Source organism: Edaphobacter paludis (genome assembly GCF_039993895.1).
Lineage (GTDB): Bacteria > Acidobacteriota > Terriglobia > Terriglobales > Acidobacteriaceae > Edaphobacter > Edaphobacter paludis.
In genome coordinates this window covers 3,080,329-3,102,904 of sequence record NZ_CP121194.1, presented here as the reverse complement: position 1 = coordinate 3,102,904, position 22,576 = coordinate 3,080,329, and the positions used below count along the sequence as shown (strand labels likewise).

Here is a 22,576-nt window from a genome sequence, read left to right as displayed (position 1 = left end):
GCAAGGCCAAACGGCAAGAGCAAAGACGCCGGCAAGGGCAAAAGCCACGGCAGGACAAAAGCAACGACAAGTTCGCGGCGGATTGAATGTCTACGTCACCACTCATCGCAAAGTGCGCGATGAATGGGGCACCCGTAAGTTGTGGCTTGTTGGGGAAAGAATAACGACCGAAAATCCTCTACCGCAAGTTCTCTAAAGAACGACGACCGCAAAATACTTTTTAGATGACGGTGGGTTGGTACGAGTTGAAGCCTGCGTTGGCCATGCCGCGCTGGGCCTCGGGGTTTTTCATGAAGGTCTCCCAGATGAAGGCGGTGCGAGCGTTTTCGGCCATCAGCATGGTTATGCCGGTGTCGATGCCGACCACGTCGTTGTCGTACCACTTTTTGAGCGGGTTGAAGGCGTCGACGAAGCCGTAGCGGCACCAGGCCTGCGGGTAATTCTTCCTGATGTTGTGGAGGACGCGCATGGTGGCGTCTGGAAGAAAAGGCAGCGAGCCTCCGGCGGCAGCGGGGACGACGGTGCCGTCGATGGGGCCCATGGCGGGAGGCCCGCCCCAGATGACGTAGCCTTTGTCGGAGTCGGAGGCGGTGATGCCCCAGAGATCGTCGCTGTAGTCGGGGAAGACTTTGCCCAATTCGACGCAGAAGCGGCGGTGGACGTCGGTAGCGATGGCGGAGTTCTGGAAGTAGTCGGCGTACTTGTCTTTCTTGCGGCGGAAGTCGAACCAGGCCTGCGAATACTGATGCACGAAGAGGGGAGCGAAAGAGCCGATGTAGCGGAGGCCGTCGTACTCAAAGGTGGTGCGCTTCCAGGCGGTCCAGGTCTCGGGCTTGAGCGGATGCGAAGAGGAGCCGAGACCGAGGAGGTAGATCATCATGAGTTCGCTGTAGCCGTCCCACTTGGAGGAGAGGAAACCAAATTCGGGCGTCCAGCCCATGGGGAGAAGAGAGGTGTCTTCGGAGAGCCAGGTCCAGTCGACGCGGTTGAAGATGGCTTCGGAGAGGCCGTTGACGCCGTGGTCGTCGAAGTGTTGGCGGCAGGTAAGGATGCCGCAGAGCAGGATGGCGGTGTCGACCGAGGAGATCTCCGAGTCCCAGATGCGTTCGCCGGAGTTGATGTCGGCGAAGTGGTAGAAGAAACCGCGATGGGTGGGTAGCTTCTTCCATAGATATTCAAGCGTGTTGATGACGCGCAGACGGGCTTCGTTGCGGGGAATGAAACCGCGCTTTTCCGCGATGCAGATGGCGGTGAGGCCGAAGCCGGTGGAGGCGATGCTGGCGACGTTGCTGGTGTCTTTGATGCGCGTGTTGCAGCGGTCTTTGATGAGGCCGGTCTGCGGGTTGGCTTGCTCCCAGAAGAAGAGGAAGCTGGCGCGTTCGATCTCGTCGAGAAGCTTGTCGTCTTCGGGAGAGAGGGCGCTGGCCAGCGGGGGCGGGGCGGGGGATGTATGGGGCTGTTCGGTATGGGGTCCGGTCGTTTTTTCCGGGGCGGCCTTCTGCGCAAGCGGCTTCGCGAGCAGAGGGAGCGCACTCCATTGCGCGAGCGGCAGGGCGAGAGAGATGCCGGCCATTTGATGGAGCAGTTTTCGTCTTGAAGTGCCTTTGCCAAGTTGTCCGGTGATCTGGCGAATCCGCTTGTTTATTTCTTCGTTCTCATCCACACTCATTCATCTCTTCCATAAATTCGCCCAGGAGTTCGATACTGGACATACCCTGCATGAGTTAGATGCATGTCGGAGACAATCATGAGCGTTGAGCAGCGGATTGCGCAACTCGCGCGTCCAATGAGGAGTTACCGGTGAGGAATGAAGGGTAAAGATTTTGTCTGGACGATGATCGCGGTTGCCGTAGCGATAGTGGCTGTGCTGCTGGTGCGCGCGCATTGGCACAAGCCTCCGTCGATACGGCGAACGGTTCCGATCGAGGGTGCGGTGATACGGCGCGACCCCGATACGAGAAAAGAGTTGCCAATCGAGAATGTCGCCGTCACTGCGTCCGATGGTGTGGTGAGCGCCTCTACCGAGTCGGATGCGTCGGGGTACTTCAGGCTCGAACTCCAGAGGCAGGTGTGGTCGGGGCAGCCGATCGTGGTGCACTTTCAGCATGCTGATTTCGAGCCTTTCGATCTCAATCTTGAGGCGGGTCGATTGCTGATCGACGACAAGCTGCATGTCGTGGCCATGGAGCCGGTTCCGGAACTCGCGAAGACTAACGTCAAGGAGTCGGTGGTTTCGAACATACGAGTGCGCTACACGATCAACTCGCGGACGGAGAAGAACGTGGGCAGCGCGGTGCGGACGTTTCAGGTGGTCAATCAGGGCAACGTTCCCTGCGAGAAGCATCTTCCGTGTTCGCCGGACAAGAAGTGGAAGGCGTCGAAGGGATCGGCGTCGCTTGATGCGGGGCAGGATAACTCGTTCGGGAATGTACGCGCTTCGTGTATTGCGGGGCCGTGTCCGTTTACGTCGATCGACTCGAGCGGGTTTGAGCATGGTGGACGATATATCACCGTCTCAGCGCTGGACTGGTCGAATACGGCGACGTTTCTGCTGGAGGCCGAGGTGTTTCATACGGCGATCAGCTCCAATGTGCGCGAGTCGTACCCTGTGATCTTTGGCCGGACGCTGAACTTTACGCTGCCGCCTACGCAGGAGGGCGTGAGTCTCGAGGGCGAGATTGATGGCGCTCCGATGGTATTTCCGCTGGGGCCGGACCTTTATTTGAGCTGGGCGAATTGTAGCGCTCGGACCAATAACGAGAAGGACAAGACGACGGTTTATCGGTGTGAGTTGAAGCCGGGGTACCGTTTCTGAAGCTGGCTGCTTCTGGGCTAACATCGCCAGAAGAGGTGTTTGCGTGGCTCGGATAGCGATTATTGGAGTGGGAGCGATTGGCGGCGTGATTGCCGCTCTGTTGCAGCAGGCGGGCGGGCATGAGGTGGTGCTGTGTGTGCGGCGTCCGCTGGCGGGGCTGACAGTAGATACGCCTGATGGGCCGGTGAAGGTGCAGGCCACGGTGGCGACCGATCCGGCGGATGTAGGTGCGGTCGATTGGGTTCTGGTGGCGACCAAGGCGTACGATGTCGCGGGGGCGGCGAAGTGGCTGGAGCGGCTTCGTGCCGAGGGTGCTCCGGTGGCGGTTTTGCAGAATGGGGTGGAGCATCGCGAGCGGTTTGTGCCGTATGTGCCGATGGATGCGATTCTGCCGGTGATCGTCGATTGCCCGGCAGAGCGGCAGTCTCCGGAGAGGGTTCGCCAGCGTGGGGTGATGCATCTGAAGGCCACGGAGGGCGAGTTGGGCAGGGCGTTCGTGGAGCTGTTTGCCGGGACGGCGGCGGATGCTGTGGTGGTGTCAGACTTTGTGACGGTCGCGTGGAGAAAGCTTTGCCATAATGCGGCGGGAGTATTGCCAGCGCTGCTGTTGCAGCCGTCGGGTGTGCTGCGCGGCGAGGCCATTGGCGAAACGGCGCTGCAGATTGTTCGCGAGTGCGCAGCCGTGGGACGGGCAGAGGGTGCGCGGTTGGACGACGATGTTGCGGAGGCGGTTTTGCGGGCTTATCGGGTAGCGCCTGCGGATGGGGTCAATTCGCTGCATGCCGATCGGCTGGCGGGTCGGCCGATGGAGATCGATGCGCGGAATGGGGTGATTGTGCGGCTGGGAAAGAAGCATGGGATTCCCACGCCTTGTAATCAGATGGCGGTTGCGCTTCTGGAAGCGAGTATTGCAGATCCCAGGACATTATGAGTTGCAGAAAGCCGCTAGCTTTGCAAGCCTAGATGGCGAGCTAGGCCATTGCTGCGACTGCCCCAACCGCGAGCTAGATTGTGGCTAGCTACGAGATATCAATCGGCACTCATATATCAATGCAGCATTTAATTTATTGACGTTGATCGCCCCTTCCGGCATACTTATAAGAGTGTCTCAACGCTCAGTTGGGGCCAGTCGAGAACCACGCCCGGAGGAACAGTTCCAGAGGGGTGGGAGACGAGGGAAAATGGCAAGGAAGATCTCCAAGAATTTGACGAAGGCGCGCGCGCTGGTTGAGCCCCGTCCTTACGTTCTGGCGGACGCAGTTCCGCTCCTACAAAAAGCAAAGTATGCGAAGTTCGACGAGACTGTCGATCTGACGATGCGTCTTGGGGTTGACCCCAAGCACGCCGACCAGATGGTGCGCGGCACGGTTGTTCTGCCGCACGGCCTGGGCAAGTCGAAGATCGTTGCCGTCATCGCTTCGGGCGACAAGGTCCGCGATGCCGAGGCTGCCGGCGCTGAGTTCTTCGGCGGCGAAGAGCTGGTCGAGAAGATTCAGAAAGAAGGCTGGACGGCCTTCGATGCGCTGATCGCTACACCGGACATGATGAAGTCGGTCGGTCGTCTGGGTAAGGTGCTTGGTCCGAAGGGTCTGATGCCGAACCCGAAGACTGGCACGGTTACGACCGATGTCGCGGCTGCGGTCAAAGAGATCAAGGCGGGTAAGGTTGAGTTCCGCACCGACAAGACTGCTCTGGTCCACGTTCCGGTTGGCAAGCTGTCGTTCGATCCGCAGAAGCTGGTTGATAATGCCATGACCGTGATCATGAGTGTGGTCAAGGCGAAGCCATCGGCGGCCAAGGGTAAGTACATCAAGGCGGTAACGCTTAGCTCGACGATGGGCCCTGGCATCCAGCTCGATTACGCCGCTGCTGAGGCAGCCGGCAAAGCCTAAGCAATATTTTAGGTTTACTAATTTTTTATAGAAGTAAGCCCCTTCTGGCCGCTTAAGCGAGGAGCGGGGCAGCGAAAGCGAAGAGGATTCAGTCATGGCATTGACCAGAGCAGTAAAGACGGACAAGGTTAAGAAGCTGGCGAGCGAGCTCGAAGGCTCGACCTCGGCTATCATCGGCACGTTTTCCGGTCTGACCGCATCGAAGGATTTCGAGCTGCGCAAGGCGGTTCGCGGTGCAGGCGGCAGCTATCACGTCGTCAAAAACAAGCTGGCCGCGCGTGCGGCTGAGGGAACCAAGATCGAGGCCGCGCTGAAGGGCCTCAAGGGCGTTTCGTCGGTGGCTTACACCTCGGGCGACCCGGTGGCGCTGGCAAAGGCGCTCTCGACCTGGGTGAAGGATAACGCCGAGTTTACCTTCAAGCTAGGCATTATTGACGGCAAGGTGATCGACGTTCGCGAGATTGGCGAACTGGCGACCATGCCGGGCAAGGAAGAGCTCTTCTCGAAGCTCCTCTTCCTGATTCAGTCTCCCGCGCAGCGTCTGGCTACGGTGATCAACGCTACTGGCCGCGATCTGGCTGTGGTTATCAATCAGGGTGTGGAGAAGGAGAAGTTTGCGGCTCCGGCCCAGTCTGCTCCTTCGAAGGCGGAAGCTGCGGCAGAAGAGAAGTCTGAAAAGGCGGAAGAGAAGCCAGAAAAGGAAGCTCCTGCGAAGGACGAATCCGAGGCTTCTGCGGGCGAGAAGGTCGCCGAGGCGCATATCGAAGAGGCTGCAGCAGGCGAACAGCCCTCCGGAGCAGTGCAGCCGGAGAACTCCACTGCAACTCAGGGTGGGGAAGCAGCGACCACAGACCCCGTCGAAGGCTAAGTGGGCGACAAGTTTCGCCTGGTCTTTTTGGGTGCGCTGGTCTGGGCGCAACGGAAACCCGGAAGGGCATAGGCAACCGGAGCGCAGTCGGGTTTCGGAGAAGTAATCGGCAGCAGGCACTACTAAAGTTCAGACTTATATTGGAGAAATAAAATGGCAGACATCCAGCAGTTGGAAGATTCAATCGTTAGCCTCAGCCTCCTCGAGGCTTCGGCTCTGGTCAAGAAGCTCGAAGAGCGTCTCGGCGTTTCGGCAGCGGCAGCAGTTGCGGCCCCGGCAGCAGGCGGCGGCGCAGCAGCAGCGGCACCGGTTGAAGAGAAGACCGAGTTCACCGTCATCCTGAAGGATGCCGGCGCGAATAAGATCAACACCATCAAGGCTGTACGCGAAGTGACCGCGCTTGGGCTGAAGGAAGCCAAGGACCTGGTCGATGGAGCTCCTAAGCCCTTGAAGGAGAACATTTCGAAGGATGATGCAGCTGCTATCGCGAAGAAATTCGAAGGCGTCGCAACCGTCGAAATCAAGTAATTGGCCACAAACTTGCACGCTGAGGCAGAACGCGATATTCTCTAACAGAGAAGATTCGTTCCGCCTTAGCGTGCTGTTTGGCGGACGGTAAAAACCGGCAGGCTATTGGCAGTAAATCCGGCTCATCCTGTTAGCAAGACAGGCTAAGGAGTCGGCCATTATGTGTTTCGAGCGGCAGAAGCGCATAGTGTCATGGGACAAGCGAGCGCAGCAACTTTGGGGCACGGCGAGCCTCAAACGGCGGCAGGCATCTACACCACAACGACAGAAACAGTGCACAAGTCGACCTTTGCGCTCATGGGACACGCTGTCCTTTCGAGCGCTTTGCCGCGTTTATCGGCATTTCCGCTTTTTGCGGACGCCCAGAACTTCAGTACGCGTTCTTTATAGCAGTTCCTAGCATCGGCGAACAGTAAAAGTTTCATGAGTTACGAGTTTGATTGAGTGCCGAAGGTTGCATACGGCAAGACATTCTGCGCACGGGACCTGCAGCAATCGAGGGCAGCAGGGCTCAAAACATCAGCAACTGCGCAAGCAGAACCAAACCCGGAGGGCCGTACCCAACCCTCCCCTCGCCAGCGTTGACGGGCCTTTCGGTGGGCAGTCAAAGCTTCAGCGAGGACCTCGAAGGTAAGTATTCAGGAGAGAGCATGTCTGGTCAGTCCAACAACAGTGAAATGCGCGCGATCCGTAGCCGTCTTGATTTTTCCAAGATCCCAACCGCCATTCAGATTCCCAACCTCATCGAGGTGCAGCGCCGCAGCTACGAGCGCTTCCTGCAGATGGATAAGTTGCCCCAGGAGCGCGAGGACAACGGCCTTCAGTCGGTCTTTACCTCGGTATTTCCGATCACGGACTTCCGTAACGTGTCGGAGCTCGAGTTTGTCGACTTCTCCATCGGCAACTGGGAGTGCAAATGCGGCTACCTCAAGGGCCTGAACCACCTGCGCACCGCCTGCTCGCATTGCGGTCACATGGTCATCACCGACCCGTTTCATCCGGGCGATGTGCTTTGCAATTTCTGCGGAACGTACAACAAGAACACGCCTGACTTCTGCACCAAGTGCGGCGATCCCGTCGGCCTGCAGCTGAAGTATGACCAGGCAGAGTGCGAAGAGCGCGGCATGACCTACTCTGCACCGTTGAAGGTCACGATCCGCCTGAAGATCTACGACAAGGACCCCGAGACCGGCGTCAAGAGCCTGCGCGACATGAAGGAGCAGGAAGTCTTCTTTGGCGACATTCCGCTGATGAGCCAGAACGGCACCTTCATCGTCAACGGCACCGAGCGCGTTATCGTCTCGCAGCTTCACCGTTCGCCCGGCGTTTTCTTCGAGACAGCGAACAACCGCACCTACTTCCTCGGCAAGATCATTCCGTACCGCGGTAGCTGGGTCGAGTTCGAGTACGACCAGAAGAACACTCTGTATGTCCGCATCGACCGCAAGCGCAAGTTCCTGGGAACCATCTTCCTGCGCGCTCTTGGCCTGCGTACCGATGAAGAGATCCTCAAGACCTTCTACACCGTCGATACGATCAATGTGAAGGAAGGCAAGCTGAGCTGGAAGGTTGCTGCAGAAGGCACGCCGAGCAACCTGCAGGGAACGCGTCCTGCTACTGCGGTCACGGTCAAGGGCGAAGAGATTGCTCCGGCGACCCGCAAGATTTCGGCGCACTCGCTGAAGGGGCTGCGCAGCCACAAGATCGAGTCGATTGAAGTTGAGACCAGCGAGTTCGATGGCGCGATGACTGCCGCCGACGTGGTTGACATGTCCACCGGCGAGCTGCTTTACGAAGCCAACCAGGAACTGACTGCCGACAAGCTGCACAAGATTTTGCAGTCCGGCGTTGCCAGCTTCGAGGTCTTCTTCCCCGAGCGCGACGACGTGGGCAACATCATCACCAACACGCTGCGCCGTGACTCGGTGCGCAAGCCTGAGGAAGCTCTCATCGAGATCTACCGCAAGCTGCGTCCCGGCGACCCGCCGACGCTCGACACTGCGACTGCGCTCTTTGAAGGCATGTTCTTCGATGCGCGCAAGTACGACTTCTCGCGCGTGGGCCGTCTCAAGTTCAACATCAAGCTCTACGAGAATCAGGACGCCTCCGGCCTCGACAAGCGCACGCTGACGCCCGAGGATTTTTACGGGACGATTCGCTATCTCCTCAAGCTGCGCAAGAACATCGGTAACGTCGATGACATCGATCACCTTGGTAACCGCCGCGTTCGCGCGGTCGGCGAGCTGATGGAGAACCAGTTCCGCATCGGCCTCGTCCGTATGGAACGCGCCATCAAGGAGAAGATGTCGGTGTATCAGGAGATGTCGACGGCGATGCCGCACGACCTGATCAACGCGAAGCCAGTGATGGCCGCGATCCGCGAGTTCTTTGGATCGTCGCAGCTCTCGCAGTTCATGGACCAGACCAACCCGCTCTCGGAGATTACGCACAAGCGCCGCCTGTCGGCCCTTGGGCCCGGTGGTCTGTCCCGTGAGCGCGCCGGCTTCGAAGTCCGCGACGTGCACCCGACTCACTATGGCCGCATCTGCCCGATTGAGACGCCGGAAGGCCCGAACATCGGTTTGATCTCGTCGCTCTCGTGCTTTGCACGCATTAACGAATACGGCTTCATCGAGTCTCCTTATCGCCGCGTGAAGGATGGCCGGGCTCTCGACTTTGTCTCGGTCGTGAACGCCGGCGAGTCCGGTCTGCGTCAAGGTGATTACCTTGAAATCTCCGAGTCGCGCAAGCTGAACGAGCAGTTGAAGAAGGACAAGAAGCGCACCATGGATCTTGCTCCCTTCAGCTTCTATCTTTCGGCATGGGAAGAAGACCGCCACACGATCGCGCAGGCCAACATCGAACTCGATGAGCATCTGAACATCGTTCAGGATGTCGTCGATGCGCGACGTCAGGGCAACTTCGTGCTCGTCAACAAGGCCGAGGTGGATTACGTTGACGTTTCGCCTAAGCAGCTTGTCTCGGTTGCCGCATCGCTCGTGCCGTTCCTGGAGCACGACGACGCCAATCGCGCTCTGATGGGTGCGAACATGCAGCGCCAGTCGGTTCCTCTGCTTGTCGCGGAGGCACCGTTCGTCGGAACCGGAATGGAGGGCGTCACTGCCCGCGACTCCGGCGCCGTCATTCTGGCCAAGCGTAACGGCATCATCGATTCGGTCGACTCCGAACGCATCATCGTGCGCGTCGAAGGCGAGCACCACCCCACGCAGTTGTCGCGTGAGGTTGGCTCGGACATCTATCAGCTCACGAAGTTCAAGCGTTCCAACCAGAACACCTGCATCAACCAGAAGCCGATCGTTCGCAAGGGCGACCGCGTGATCAAGGGTCAGGTTATCGCCGACGGTCCTTGCACAGAGCAGGGCGAACTTGGCCTTGGACGCAACGTGCTGGTGGCCTTCATGCCGTGGCGCGGTTACAACTTCGAGGACGCGATCCTCATCTCGGAGAAGCTGGTCCGCGAGGACTACTACACCTCGATCCACATCGAGGAGTTCGAGATCGAAGCCCGCGACACCAAGCTGGGGCCGGAAGAGATCACGCGCGATATTCCCAACGTCAGCGAGCACGCTCTGCGTGACCTCGATGAGTCGGGCATCATCCGCATCGGCGCGAAGATCAGCCACAACGACATCCTCGTCGGCAAGGTAACGCCGAAGGGCGAGACCCAGTTGACGCCGGAAGAGAAGCTGCTCCGCGCCATCTTCGGTGAGAAGGCGGGCGACGTTCGCGACGCTTCGCTGACGTGCCCTCCGGGTATCGAAGGCACAGTCGTTGACGTTCGCATCTTCAGCCGCAAGGGCCAGGAGAAGGACGAGCGCGCCAAGCAGATCGAGCAGGAACAGGTTGAGAAGCTCGAGCGCAACCTTGCCGATGAGATTCGTATTCTCACCGACGAGCGGCTCAAGCGTCTCGAAGCGATTCTCGGCGCGAAGGAAGTTCTCGCCGACCTGCACGACGAGCGCACCAACAAGAAGCTGTTGAACAAGGGCGACCTTCTCGACCGCGACACGATTGAGCTGATCAGCACGCGTAATCTTAAGCGCATTCGCTACGCCGACAAGGATCCCCGCGTCAACGAGCAGATTGATGAGATCGAAGAGATGACCTCGCGCCAGATCGATGTTCTGCGCAAGATCACCAACGAGAAGATCAGCAAGATGTCGAAGGGTGATGAGCTTTCGCCCGGCGTCATCAAGATGGTCAAGGTCTACATCGCCATGAAGCGCAAGCTGTCGGTCGGCGACAAGATGGCCGGACGCCACGGTAACAAGGGTGTTATCGCCCGCATTCTGCCGGAAGAGGACATGCCGTACCTCCCCGATGGAACGCCGGTCGAGATCGTCCTCAACCCGCTTGGCGTGCCTTCTCGTATGAACGTCGGTCAGATCCTCGAGACGCACCTTGGATGGGCGGCGCACGAGCTTGGCAAGCAGGTTGCCGAACTTGCCGCCACCATGCAGTCGGCCAACGAGGTTCGTGAGCTCTTCAAGGCACGCTTCGCCAATACTGCCGCCCTCAACCAGCTTCTTGACCTTGACGACGAGCAGACCCTGCGCGTTGCCGCCGGCATGAAGCGCGGTATCTGGTTCGGCACGGCAGTCTTCGATGGAGCGCGCGAGACGGAGATCAAGGCGCTTCTCAAGTCCGCTGGTTTGCCCAGCTCGGGTAAGTCGCAGTTGCACGATGGCATGACGGGCGACGAGTTCGAACAGCCTGCCACCGTCGGCTACATCTATATGCTGAAGCTGTCGCACCTTGTCGACGACAAGATCCACGCTCGTTCGATCGGACCGTACTCGCTCATCACTCAGCAGCCGCTGGGCGGTAAGGCGCAGTTCGGCGGACAGCGCTTCGGTGAGATGGAAGTCTGGGCGCTCGAAGCATACGGCGCGGCCTACATTCTGCAGGAGCTGCTTACCGCGAAGTCCGACGATGTCTTTGGCCGTACGAAGATCTATGAGGCCATCGTCAAGGGCGAAGCAGCCATCGAGCCGGGTGTGCCTGAATCGTTCAACGTGCTTATCCGCGAACTCCAGTCGCTCTGCCTGGATGTGGAACTGATCAAGCAAGCCGACCAGAAGAAGCATCCGTTGCCTGAGATCGCAGCAGCCGACTAATGCAATAAAGCCCGGAGAGTATTTTTTCCTCTCCGGGCCGCCACTTTCGAGTGGCAAGACAATTGAAAGACGAGCAACAGCACCAGAACTACCGGCAACGCGATGCGCCACAAGTCATCGCAAAGAGATTTAGTAACCGCAGCGACATGCTGCAACCTGCACGCGCAGGACACAAGGGAGACGCCCAATATGTTCCGCTCCAGCCCCTTCGAACTGACCGGTCCCATCGCCGATTTCGACGCCATCAAGATCCAGCTCGCCAGCCCCGAGAAGATCCGCAGCTGGTCGCATGGCGAAGTCACCAAACCCGAAACTATCAACTACCGCACGTTCAAGCCGGAACGCGATGGCCTTTTCTGCGCCCGCATCTTCGGACCCATCACCGACTGGGAGTGCCTGTGCGGCAAGTACAAGCGCATGAAGCACCGCGGCGTCATTTGCGACAAATGCGGCGTGGAAGTCACGCTCTCGAAGGTCCGTCGCGAGCGCCTCGGCCACATCGAGCTCGCCAGCCCGTGCTCGCACGTCTGGTTCTTCAAGGGCCTACCATCGCGTATCGGCCACCTGCTCGACATCTCGCTGCGTGAGCTTGAGGCTGTCCTTTACTTTGAGTCCTATGTTGTCGTCGATCCAGGCGATGCGCCGGTCAAGGAGCGCGAGGTCATCAAGGACGAGACCAAGTTCCGCGAACTCGATGCCCAGTACCGTCCCTCCGGATTCAAGGCGATGATGGGTGCCGAGGCTATCAAGGAGCTGCTCAAGCGTGTTGAAGTCACGGAGCTTGCGATCGAACTCCGCGAGCGCATGAAGACTGAGACCTCGCTGCAGAAGAAGCTCAAGTACTCCAAGCGCCTGAAGATTGTCGAAGCCTTCCGTAAGTCCGACAACCTGCCGCAGTGGATGATTCTCGACGTGATTCCGGTCATTCCGCCTGAGCTTCGTCCGCTGGTGCCGCTCGATGGCGGACGGTTCGCCACGTCAGACCTCAACGATCTTTATCGCCGCGTCATCAACCGCAACAACCGTCTCAAGAAGCTGATGGACCTGCACGCGCCTGAGGTCATCGTCCGCAACGAGAAGCGCATGTTGCAGGAGGCCGTCGATGCTCTGTTCGACAACGGTCGTCGCGGCCGCGTGCTGCGTGGCGCGAACAACCGTCCGCTGAAGTCGCTCTCCGATACACTCAAGGGCAAGCAGGGCCGCTTCCGGCAGAACCTGCTGGGCAAGCGCGTCGACTACTCCGGCCGTTCGGTCATCGTCGTTGGTCCAGAGCTGAAGCTGCACCAGTGCGGTCTTCCCAAGAAGATGGCGCTCGAACTCTTCAAGCCGTTCATCTATCACCGTCTCGAGCAGACCGGCCATTGCACCACCATCAAGCAAGCCAAAGAGATGGTCGAGATGCAAGACCCGATCGTCTGGGACATCCTCGAAGAGGTCATCAAGGACCATCCCGTCCTGCTGAACCGCGCTCCGACGCTCCATCGCCTTGGTATCCAGGCGTTTGAGCCGGTGCTCGTCGAAGGCAAGGCGATCAAGATCCATCCGCTCGTGTGCACCGCCTTCAACGCGGACTTCGACGGCGACCAGATGGCCGTCCACATTCCGCTCTCGCCCGAGGCGCAGATCGAAGCCAGCGTGCTGATGCTTGCTTCGCACAACATCCTCTCGCCCGCCAGCGGCCAGCCGATCACCGTGCCGACGCAGGACCTCGTGCTCGGCATCTACTACCTCACCAAGGCGAAGATCAATGCCAAGGGTGAAGGCCGTGTCTTCGCGAACATCGAAGAGGTCTTTATGGCTCTCGAAGCGAAGCAGGTCGAGACGCTCACCCCGATCCGTCTGCGCTACACCGGCCCTGTCCTCGACATGACCACGGCGTACGACGATCAGGACCTTACCCACACGGAGCCGGTCGAGTTCAATCGTCAGTTCATCTCGACGACGGTTGGCCGTGCCATCCTGAACGATGCGCTTCCCGAGGGTATGCCTTATGTCAATGGCCTGCTCAAGAAGAAGGGCATGGGGCAGCTCATCAACTATTGCTACCTGAACCTCGGCCTTGAAGTTACCGTCAAGACGCTGGACAAGATCAAGGACCTTGGCTTCAAGTACGCCACCCAGTCCGGACTCTCCGTCGGCCTCGACGACATGGTGATCCCGGCTTCGAAGTACACCGTTGTGCATGAGGCGGAGAAGCAGGTCATCAACGTTCAGCGGCAGTATCTTGATGGAGCGATCACCAACGGTGAGCGTAACAACAAGGTCATTCAGATGTGGTCGACCGTGACCGAGCGCGTCGCTGACGACATGTTCAACAACATGAAGCAGAACGACAAAGATGGCATCATGAACCCGATCTACATCATGGCCGACTCGGGCGCTCGCGGTTCGAAACAGCAGATCCGTCAGCTTTCCGGTATGCGCGGCTTGATGGCCAAGCCCTCGGGCGAAATCATTGAAACGCCCATCACGGCGAACTTCCGTGAAGGCCTCACCGTGCTGCAATACTTCATCTCGACTCACGGAGCACGTAAGGGACTGGCCGATACCGCACTCAAGACCGCGGACTCGGGCTACCTCACTCGCCGTCTCGTCGACGTTGCGCAGGATGTCATCATCTCGCACAACGACTGCGGAACGGTCGAAGGCATCTACGTGACGCCGATCATCGAAGCGGGCGAGACGATCGAGCCTCTGCGCGACCGTATCATTGGCCGCGTATCGCTTGAGAAACTGAAGGACTTCGAAGGCAAGACCATCGTCGAAGTCAATCAGGAGATCGACGAAGATCTCGCCAGCGCAATCCAGGCTGCCGGCATCGAGAAGGTCAAGATCCGCTCCGTGCTCACCTGCGAGTCCAAGCGCGGCGTCTGCATCCTCTGCTATGGCCGTAACCTTGGCTCCGGCAAGATGGTGGAGATGGGCGAGGCCGTCGGTGTCATCGCGGCGCAGTCCATCGGCGAGCCGGGCACGCAGCTCACTATGCGTACCTTCCATATCGGCGGAACGGCCAGCCGCGTCTCCGACGCCTCGCACCTCGAGGCCAAGAACGCCGGTGCTGTTCGCTTCATCAACCTGGTCACGGTTCGCTCGAAGTCGGGCGACCTGGTGGCGATGAACCGCAACGGTTCGGTTGCCATCATCGACGAGAAGGGCCGCGAGAAAGAGCGTTACGCGATCGTCTACGGCGCCAAGCTCAAGGTCGAAGAGGGCGCGAAGGTTGGCATCGGCGAGAAGCTCGGCGAATGGGATCCTTATACCTTCTCGCTGCTCACTGAGATCGCCGGAACGGTTCAGTTCAAGGACCTGCAGGAAGGCGTCACACTCAACGAAGAAGTCGACGAAGTCACCGGCCTCAGCCGTCTGGTGGTCGCCGACTCTCCCGACGAGAAGCGCCAACCAGCGATCATCATCAAGTCGGCGCAGGGCAACAAGCGTTACCTGATGCCTTCGCGTGCTCACCTTATGGTGACCGACGGCGACGAGCTCTACCCTGGCGATATCCTTGCCAAGATCCCGCGTGAAACCACGCGTACCAAGGACATCACCGGCGGTCTGCCCCGCGTCGTTGAACTCTTCGAGGCCCGCAAGCCGCGCGATCCGGCAATCATCAGCAAGATCGATGGTGTCGTTCGCTTCGGTGAAGTCTCCAAGGGCCAGCGCAAGGTCTACGTTACTGCCGACAACGGTCAGGAAGAGGAGTACAGCGTTCCCCGCGGTGTCTACGTCAACGTGCAGGAAGGCGAACGCCTCCGTGCCGGTGACGCTCTCATCGACGGTCCCCGCAATCCGCACGACATTCTGGAAGTTCTCGGCGAGCGCGCTCTACAGCAGTACCTCGTCAACGAAATTCAGGAAGTCTACCGGTTGCAGGGTGTGGCGATCTCCGACAAGCACATCGAAACCATCGTTCGTCAGATGCTTCGCTGGGTCAAGATCGAAGAGGTTGGCGATACCAGCTTCCTCGTCGATCAGCAGACGGACCGCTTCCGCTTCAACGCCGAAAACCAGCGCGTCCTCATGGAAGGTGGCCGTCCCGCCATCGGCCGCTCGCTGCTGCTCGGCATCACCAAGGCGTCGCTCTCGACCGACAGCTTCATCTCGGCCGCCAGCTTCCAGGAGACCACTCGCGTACTGACCGAAGCCAGCATCAATGGCTCGATCGACACGCTGCGCGGCCTCAAGGAAAACGTCATCGTAGGCCGCCTCATCCCCGCCGGCACCGGCATGGAGTACTACCGCAACGTCCAGCTCTCCCCCGAGCTCGAAGAAGCGGCCGCCCAAGTCCAGGCCGAGGTACAGGAAGCCCACGACGCCGAAGAGCGCGAACTCGAACAGATGCGTATGGAAGGCGAACAGGAAGAGATGGCCGCCGAATAGTACTTCGTACCGTTCTCGACGCTACGCGTAAAAACCAACAACGGCAGAGCTTCGGCTCTGCCGTTGTTTTGTCTTAAAACGTCATCTACTCTGACCCTATGGCCCGTAACAAAAAGTTCAAAGTCACTCGCGAAGTGTTCAAGATTGCTAAATCCGCTAACAGGTTAAGGAAAGCTCTTGATTCACACAATGAACTCTTGGAGCAAGCTAAAGAAAAACCAGTAAACAAAGTGGTGCAGGAAAATACTGCATACGAAAGAAATTTGTTCCGTAAACTGGGCAATTCAGTTGATAAACATTTCTACACGAAGGTAGTGGGCGTCAGTTTCCAGAATTCCGATAGTTCTAGTCGCCAAGACACGATCCAAAGTCTCATCGTGTGTCAAGAGCTGGAGTTTCGCAAAGAACCCCAGAATAAATTTGACCCAAATGCAATCCTTTTGTGCACCCAGAATGGTCTGGGAATAGGCTATCTTAACGAACGGCTAGCTGGTGAGGTAACTCGCAGTCTCAACAAAGGTGTGTCGTGGCGGTGTTATGTTCGCAGAGTTCTTCATGCGGCTGACACTAAGAATTGGGGAGTTACAGTTTGCATGGTGAAACTAAAGAATGCCTCCAGTAGTGTGGATTTAGGTTCAGGCATAAGCGGCAGTGAGTTCCTTGCGAAGTATTACCCCAATTACAAATTTCAGAAGCATGCAGCAGAATCACAGCCGCCGGGAAAAACCTTGGGCATGGCTCTCTTCATTATCCTCGCAGCATTACTGTTCATGATCATTCATAGTTGTTGAATGGCGGGTAGTCAATCGTCGCGAAGGGTGGGAATGCATCATTGATAGTTGATTAGCTACCGGACGCCAGTAACACCTGCAAATTGAGCGGCCGGGTAAACATCGCCAGTTCACCGTCTGCACTTCTGGGCCAGTCTTCGCGTGGACGATCCCAATACAGTTCGACTCCGTTTCCATCCGGATCGCGTAGATACAGTGCCTCGCTCACTCCATGATCAGCCGCGCCATCGAGAGGCACTCCCGCCTTCATCAGTCTCTGCAAAGCATCCGCCAGCGCAGCCTGCGTCGGATACACAATCGCCAGATGATAAAGCCCCGTAGTTCCCGGTGCCGGAGCAGCCCCGCCTGCGCTCTCCCACGTATTCAGCCCGATGTGGTGGTGATATCCACCCGCCGATATAAACGCGGCAGAGTTACCAAATCGCTGCGTCAACTCGAATCCAAGCACCCCACAGTAAAATTTCAGCGCTCGCTCCAGATCGGCAACCTTCAAATGGACATGCCCAATCCGTGCTCCCGAATCGATTGTTACTTCACTCATATCCCTTAGATGATTGACGGCTACCATCGGTGCGCAAAGTCCATGACATCGGCATGGCTAGCGGCGCTTCCCAGGCTTGGGTCGCCCGGCTCTTTCCGGCCCATCTTCTCCATACTGACGAAACTTTGACGAAGATTCTGCCCCGACTTCGCTATCAACGGACGGCAAAAGGCGAAGGTTGCTCTTCCAATCCGATTCACGCCAACCTTTGGTCCTCCTTCACTTGCATGGACATGGTCAGGCGATGATCCCAATCCATCGTCTCTCCCATCGGGGTGGGCTGCTTACTGTTGAAAGGGCATAAAGATGGCATTTTAGGTAAAGTACTTTCCCTATTGTGCAAATATTTGCTCTTTGCAGGTTGCCTGAGGGGCAAAAGATAAATTAAGTCGTTCTTTTCACGGTATTAAGCGAGGAAGGTTTTCCACTTGAGGTTGGCACGCCACCTGCTACTAGTAATGGCGAGGAAGTCGCTCGAACGTCAACATCATCTTTCTACCGGAGACCTATATGATCAAACATCTCGTTGTACTCACTGCTTTGGCGTTCAGCAGCGTTGCTGTTGCCCACGCCGATTCCATCAATGGTTTCATTAATGCTGGCGGATCTGATTCTTTCACCACTTCAACCATCACGTTCGCTCCCGGCACTTCCACTGTTCAAGGCGCTCTGGGCGGCAGCTTCGCTACGTATCTGGCTGACGGCGATGCTATCAACTTTATTCCTGGGCCGCTTCCTTATTCCAATGGAAACAACATTGCTCCTCCGTTGCTTCCTCCGCTGTTCACGGTTACCGGTGGCGGCGAGACCTTCGGCTTCGACATCGCTTCGTATAATGCTATGTATGTGACGAACGGTACGATGGGATGCACGAATGATGCCACCTGCCTGATTGTCACAGGAACGGGAGACTTCACAGGCACCGGAGCCCATGCATTCGATCCGACCCCAGGTACCTTCCTGTTCACGACCCAGTATTCGCCAGGGCAGCCCACGGGAACCGTCACCACGTTCTCCGCGTCCGGTTCAACCAGCCCAGTTCCTGAGCCAGCTTCGCTTGCGCTCTTCGGCACCGGTCTGCTTGGAGTTGTTGGATTGGCTCGCCGCAAGTTCAACGTCTAAGTAGTAATCTCAACGTCTAGTAAAACGCAAAACGGGAGCTGCAATTGGCTCCCGTTTTGCTCTTAACCTAAATAGTCTAAGTCAGTTACCACTGAAGCAGAAGCAGTTCGGAGCAGAAGGCCGGACCCATTGCACCCATCATGCTATAGCAGCCGGGGCTTCCCGGCCGGTTGAGCAGAAAGTCCTGCATTACCGTCAAAACTGAGGCGGAGGATAGGTTTCCGCGCTGGCGCAGGCTGTTCCAGGAAGCGGCCAGAGCATTGGGGGGAAGATCCAAACTGCTTTCCATGGCTTTGAGAACCTTGGGTCCCCCACTATGCATGATGAAGCTGCAAATTTGTCCCATGCTCATATCATTGTCTGCGAGGAAGTCCTCGACCGTGGCGCGAAGCTTCGTGCTGACGAGTTCGGGAACATCAGCGGAGAGGACGATGTTAAAGCCGCTGTCATCGATGTTCCATCCCATGAGGTGTTCCGTATCGGGGTAAAACGTAGAGCGGGTGGCAACGACGCGTGGGCATGGCTCTTCAACGCTGGTGGGCTTTTGGGCGAGCGGCGTTTCTTCTCCCGCCAGAACAACGGCGGCGGCACCATCGCCGAAGAGTCCGCAGGCGACGAGATTGGCCATGGAGTAGTCATCCTCCTGCCAGGTAAGCGAGCAAAGCTCGACCGAGAGGAGAAGAGCATATTGTTTGGGGTAGGCGCGTACATAATCGGTTGCGCGAGAGATACCTGCCGCTCCGGCGACACAGCCGAGACCAAAGATCGGGGTGCGTTTGATGTCGCGGGGGAAGCCCATCAGATTGACGAGGCGAGCATCAATGCTGGGGCAGGCAATGCCTGTGACGGAGGTGAAGAAGATGGCCGAGATATCCGACGGAGTGAGACCGACCCGATCGAGGGCCTTTTGAATGGCCTGCTGACCAAGTTCGAGCGCTCCCTTGATCCACAGGTCATTCGTCGGTCCGAATCCGGAGAGGGTGCCCAGGGTGTCAAGGGGAAACATGATGTGGCGAAAATCCACGCCGCAATTGGAGTGAAGGCGATTCATTACGGCAGGGATCTCCAACTTGTCCTGCATGCGCTCCTTGAGAGCTTCCGTAATGACTGCCTGGGGATAGCGATGAGCAGGAAACGCTGTGCCTACAGATGCGATACGCATAGTTGTACGACCTCATAAGGAGATTGGAATTACTGCATCGCTGACAACCAGACATCAGCAAGTGAATTTTTGGCAGAAGGATTGCAAAAAAAACCTGTGGAGAGGGAGCTGGCAGTATCACATCCAGCGCACAGGAGAGGCCGCTTGGGGCTATGCACACAGTATAGACCAATTAAAGGTTGCCTGTGCCTAGATGATTTTCTACATGATCATTAAATATGTGTAAACCTTTTTCTTGCTATCTTTTCGTTTCGCTTTTTGTTCGGTGAGAAAATTTGCAATCAAGGGACTTGCAGGGCCTTCTCGGCATTAAGTTTGCCTTAAGTAAGCGCATGCTACTGTTTTAATGGGAGCAATTTCCGATAATGGCATGTCGATTGCTGTAGGAATCTTGTTAGCGCGAAAAACAGAATCGGGGAGTTATGTGCGGGATAGCTGGATTTTATAGCGCCAGTGGTGGGGGATTACCGGTTGTAGAGGTCCAGCAGACGGTCTTGGATTCATTGCAGAGCAGGGGGCCGGACGGATTCGGAATCTGGAAACAGCCCGCCAACAGGGCGGTGTTGATGCATCGTCGTTTGTCTATTCAGGACTTGAGTGAGACGGGCGCGCAACCGATGCATTCGGATGATGGAAACCTGGTCATTACGTTTAATGGCGAAATTTATAACGCACCGGAATTGCGCAGTTGGCTCCCGAATTACCCATTCAAGGGAACTTCTGACACTGAAGTCATTCTGGCGCTGTACCAGCGATTCGGAGAGCAAGCACTCGAATTTCTGCGTGGCATGTTTGCTTTTGCAATCTGGGACGAGCGTAATCAGGGACTGTTTCTGGCCCGCGACCCCTACGGCATTAAGCCGCTGTATCTGGGAGAGACGCCAGACGGAGTCTGGTTTTCTTCTCAGGTGAAGTCACTGCTGAAGGTACCAGGAATCGATCTCTCCACTGAGCCGGCGGGCCATGCGGGATTTTTTCTTTGGGGCAGTGTTCCGGAGCCACACACACTGTATCGAGGAATCCGTTCTCTTCGGAGTGGCCATTCGCTCTGGTTACAAAGAGGCAAAGAACCAAAATACAGGCAGTTTTGTTCCATCGCTGAAACCCTGGCCGGAGGCTCGATCCTGGCAACCGACGGAGGTAACAGGACTCAACTGCAAAGTGCTCTTTCGGATAGCGTCAAGGCGCACTTTATATCGGATGTACCGGTTGGGGTATTTTTGTCTGCCGGTCTGGATTCGTCGACGATTTTAGGTCTTGCTTCAAAGAGCTTCAATCCGCAGGAGCTAAGAGCTCTTACGCTCGGGTTCGACGCTTACAAAGATACGTCGAGCGATGAGACGGCTGAAGCAACGCAAATTGCGGAGCACTACGGAGTGTGGCAGCAGGTCAAGATGGTGGGCCGTGCCGATTTTGAGGCCGAATCCACTCGCTTTCTTCATGCGATGGACCAACCCACGATTGATGGGGTCAACACCTATTTCATTGCAAAGATGGCGAAAGAGTGCGGGTTCAAAGTCGCGCTTTCAGGAATTGGAGGAGACGAACTTTTTGGAGGCTATGGAAGTTTCCGGCAGATTCCAAAGATGATGCACATTGCTTCCGCACTTGGGGTGGCGCGCGGATTCGGAGGTGCGATCAGGAAATTTAGCGAACAATTTTTGAAAAGAATTACCTCTCCGAAATACGCTGGAATTCTGGAGTATGGAGGGACGCTGGAAGGCGCATATCTGCTTCGCCGAAGCCTCTTCATGCCTTGGGAGCTTCCTGGCGTTCTGGGTGCCGATTTGGCCGAAGCCGGTTTGAGAGATCTGGAGCAGTCTGACTTTGAAAGAAAAGAACTGGAGAGGCTGAAAGAATTTCCTCTGCATCTTCAGATTTGTTTTCTGGAGAGCACACGCTATATGCGCAACCAGCTTTTACGGGACGCCGATTGGGCAGGTATGGCTCATTCCGTTGAGATCAGAACACCATTCGTGGACCAGTTTTTGCTTCGGCAGATAGCCCCGCTGATTCGCTCTCGTCGCCCTCCGACGAAACTGGAGATGGCAAGCACACCATCCAAGGAATTGCCACCCTCGATTCTGAACCGGAAGAAGACCGGCTTCGGTGTGCCCGTTCGCGAATGGCTTGCGGAGTCTTTAGAAGAGAAGCCGGAGAGAGGGCTACGGTCCTGGGCGAAATTGATCTACAGAGAACAGTGGCCTCCAGCTTACTGAACTGAAGTTTGACAGTGATCTCATCGCGGTCGGGCTCAACCTGTTTCTCATAAATCTCTTCCGCGCCTTCTTAGCTTTTGAGTGCCTTGGCAGCGGAATTTTCGATAGGTTGTCGATTCGATCCGAATCGGAGAAGCTGATTAAGTCAAACAACAGCGAACGGCGGAGGAGCGAATGGGCTACCAGCAGAATGCCAGACTCATAGTGAGTCTGCGTAAGGAACTGGACAGAAGAGGGCTCTTTCAGTGGTGGCTTCGTAGTTCAGGAAGACTACGAACGTATGGCTGGGCATTGGCTCTGTTCGCACTCTCCGGGAGAACGATGTTTGCCGGGCCTCCGTTTCAAACGGATGATCCCGATCCCGTAGCCTACCGGCATTTTGAAGCGTATGCATTTGAGCTGTCTGATGGAACGGTTCCGGGTGGGACGACGCTGGAGGTGCCCAGCTTTGAGATGAATTGGGGTGTTGTGCCGAATGTTCAATTGCACCTGGTGGTTCCCGTGGGCGCAAATTTTCCGCCGAATGGCGGGCCGGTGCATTACGGGATTGGCGATACGGAGCTGGGAATAAAGGCACGATTTGTGAAGGAAACGAAGCGGGGGCCCGAGGTTGGGATATTTCCTTTTGTCGAGTTGCCAAGTGGAAGTGCGGCGAATGGATTGGGGGTGGGGACCACATGGTACCGTCTGCCGCTTTGGATACAGAAGAGTTGGGGTCCCTGGACGAGCTATGGCGGCGGTGGAGAAGCGGTCGTTCCTCAATCGGGATACAAAAACTATCCCTTTGCCGGGTGGTTGGTCCAGAGGCAGGTGAACAAGAAGCTGATGCTTGGCATGGAGCTGTTTGGGCATGGCGCTGAAGGGGAGGCTGCTACGAGCACCCGGTCTTCGACCATGGCCGATCTCGGGGGATCGTATGAATTCACGCCGGGGTTTGATCTATTGTTTGCAGCGGGACGCAGCATTGTGGGACAGCCGGAGACGTATACCTATCTGTCGCTCTACTGGACATGGGGGCCAAAGGGAGCGGGCGGTGATGACGATGCGGGTGGCAAGTCTGGATTGATGCCAATGTTGGTGAAGATGCATCTTCATGGGAGCAACTAGTGGCGAGCCATTG

General features: G+C 57.2%; 14 protein-coding genes. 11 read left to right on the top strand and 3 right to left on the bottom strand.

The window, feature by feature from the left end:
- Positions 1-220 precede the first annotated feature (220 nt).
- Positions 221-1,669 (bottom strand): glucoamylase family protein, encoded by a 1,449-nt coding sequence (locus P4G45_RS12865; protein WP_348266880.1) that lies wholly within the window; start codon positions 1,667-1,669, stop codon positions 221-223.
- Between the two features lie 138 nt (positions 1,670-1,807).
- Between P4G45_RS12865 and P4G45_RS12860 the strand changes: the two genes are divergently transcribed.
- From P4G45_RS12860 to P4G45_RS12825, 8 genes are all read left to right on the top strand, one after another.
- Positions 1,808-2,815, top strand: coding sequence for a hypothetical protein (locus P4G45_RS12860; RefSeq protein ID WP_348266879.1), 1,008 nt, complete (start codon positions 1,808-1,810; stop codon positions 2,813-2,815).
- 43 nt (positions 2,816-2,858) lie between these two features.
- Positions 2,859-3,746, top strand: a complete 888-nt coding sequence (locus P4G45_RS12855) for a 2-dehydropantoate 2-reductase (protein WP_348266878.1) — start codon at positions 2,859-2,861, stop codon at positions 3,744-3,746.
- Between the two features lie 262 nt (positions 3,747-4,008).
- Positions 4,009-4,707, top strand: coding sequence for a 50S ribosomal protein L1 (gene rplA, locus P4G45_RS12850; protein ID WP_373694201.1), 699 nt, complete (start codon positions 4,009-4,011; stop codon positions 4,705-4,707).
- A 94-nt stretch (positions 4,708-4,801) separates the two neighbouring features.
- Positions 4,802-5,575, top strand: coding sequence for a 50S ribosomal protein L10 (gene rplJ, locus P4G45_RS12845; RefSeq protein WP_348266876.1), 774 nt, complete (start codon positions 4,802-4,804; stop codon positions 5,573-5,575).
- Positions 5,576-5,728: 153 nt separating this feature from the next.
- Entirely contained in the window at positions 5,729-6,103 is a 375-nt protein-coding gene (gene rplL, locus P4G45_RS12840; protein WP_348266875.1) for a 50S ribosomal protein L7/L12, read from the top strand.
- A gap of 650 nt (positions 6,104-6,753) precedes the next feature.
- Entirely contained in the window at positions 6,754-11,241 is a 4,488-nt protein-coding gene (rpoB, locus tag P4G45_RS12835) for a DNA-directed RNA polymerase subunit beta (RefSeq protein ID WP_348266874.1), read from the top strand.
- A 189-nt stretch (positions 11,242-11,430) separates the two neighbouring features.
- Positions 11,431-15,621, top strand: coding sequence for a DNA-directed RNA polymerase subunit beta' (rpoC, locus tag P4G45_RS12830; RefSeq protein WP_348266873.1), 4,191 nt, complete (start codon positions 11,431-11,433; stop codon positions 15,619-15,621).
- Positions 15,622-15,719: 98 nt separating this feature from the next.
- Entirely contained in the window at positions 15,720-16,412 is a 693-nt protein-coding gene (locus P4G45_RS12825; RefSeq protein WP_348266872.1) for an HIRAN domain-containing protein, read from the top strand.
- Between the two features lie 52 nt (positions 16,413-16,464).
- Here the strand turns inward: P4G45_RS12825 and P4G45_RS12820 are convergent, their stop codons facing one another.
- Positions 16,465-16,953 carry a VOC family protein gene (locus P4G45_RS12820; protein ID WP_348266871.1) on the bottom strand — a complete coding sequence of 163 codons (489 nt, stop codon included), beginning with the start codon at positions 16,951-16,953 and terminating at the stop codon, positions 16,465-16,467.
- A gap of 510 nt (positions 16,954-17,463) precedes the next feature.
- On the opposite strand from P4G45_RS12820, the gene P4G45_RS12815 reads away from it, so the two are divergent.
- Positions 17,464-18,075, top strand: a complete 612-nt coding sequence (locus P4G45_RS12815; RefSeq protein ID WP_348266870.1) for a PEP-CTERM sorting domain-containing protein — start codon at positions 17,464-17,466, stop codon at positions 18,073-18,075.
- Between the two features lie 85 nt (positions 18,076-18,160).
- Here the strand turns inward: P4G45_RS12815 and P4G45_RS12810 are convergent, their stop codons facing one another.
- Entirely contained in the window at positions 18,161-19,237 is a 1,077-nt protein-coding gene (locus P4G45_RS12810; protein ID WP_348266869.1) for a type III polyketide synthase, read from the bottom strand.
- A 422-nt stretch (positions 19,238-19,659) separates the two neighbouring features.
- Between P4G45_RS12810 and asnB the strand changes: the two genes are divergently transcribed.
- Both asnB and P4G45_RS12800 read left to right on the top strand, forming a co-directional pair.
- Positions 19,660-21,456: an asparagine synthase (glutamine-hydrolyzing) gene (gene asnB / locus P4G45_RS12805; RefSeq protein ID WP_348266868.1), complete on the top strand. Its 1,797-nt coding sequence runs from the start codon at positions 19,660-19,662 to the stop codon at positions 21,454-21,456.
- 321 nt (positions 21,457-21,777) lie between these two features.
- Complete coding sequence (locus P4G45_RS12800) at positions 21,778-22,563, top strand: hypothetical protein (protein WP_348266867.1); 786 nt, start codon at positions 21,778-21,780, stop codon at positions 22,561-22,563.
- The last annotated feature ends 13 nt before the right edge of the window (positions 22,564-22,576 follow it).

What these genes read in the sequence shown, in the direction of transcription:
- P4G45_RS12865 (WP_348266880.1), bottom strand. Translation starts at nt 1,669, where the DNA reads ATGAGTGTGGATGAGAACGAAGAAATAAACAAGCGGATTCGCCAGATC.
- P4G45_RS12860 (WP_348266879.1), top strand. Translation starts at nt 1,808, where the DNA reads ATGAAGGGTAAAGATTTTGTCTGGACGATGATCGCGGTTGCCGTAGCG.
- rplJ (WP_348266876.1), top strand. Translation starts at nt 4,802, where the DNA reads ATGGCATTGACCAGAGCAGTAAAGACGGACAAGGTTAAGAAGCTGGCG.
- rplL (WP_348266875.1), top strand. Translation starts at nt 5,729, where the DNA reads ATGGCAGACATCCAGCAGTTGGAAGATTCAATCGTTAGCCTCAGCCTC.
- rpoB (WP_348266874.1), top strand. Translation starts at nt 6,754, where the DNA reads ATGTCTGGTCAGTCCAACAACAGTGAAATGCGCGCGATCCGTAGCCGT.
- rpoC (WP_348266873.1), top strand. Translation starts at nt 11,431, where the DNA reads ATGTTCCGCTCCAGCCCCTTCGAACTGACCGGTCCCATCGCCGATTTC.
- P4G45_RS12825 (WP_348266872.1), top strand. Translation starts at nt 15,720, where the DNA reads ATGGCCCGTAACAAAAAGTTCAAAGTCACTCGCGAAGTGTTCAAGATT.
- P4G45_RS12820 (WP_348266871.1), bottom strand. Translation starts at nt 16,953, where the DNA reads ATGAGTGAAGTAACAATCGATTCGGGAGCACGGATTGGGCATGTCCAT.
- P4G45_RS12815 (WP_348266870.1), top strand. Translation starts at nt 17,464, where the DNA reads ATGATCAAACATCTCGTTGTACTCACTGCTTTGGCGTTCAGCAGCGTT.
- P4G45_RS12810 (WP_348266869.1), bottom strand. Translation starts at nt 19,237, where the DNA reads ATGCGTATCGCATCTGTAGGCACAGCGTTTCCTGCTCATCGCTATCCC.
- asnB (WP_348266868.1), top strand. Translation starts at nt 19,660, where the DNA reads ATGTGCGGGATAGCTGGATTTTATAGCGCCAGTGGTGGGGGATTACCG.
- P4G45_RS12800 (WP_348266867.1), top strand. Translation starts at nt 21,778, where the DNA reads ATGTTTGCCGGGCCTCCGTTTCAAACGGATGATCCCGATCCCGTAGCC.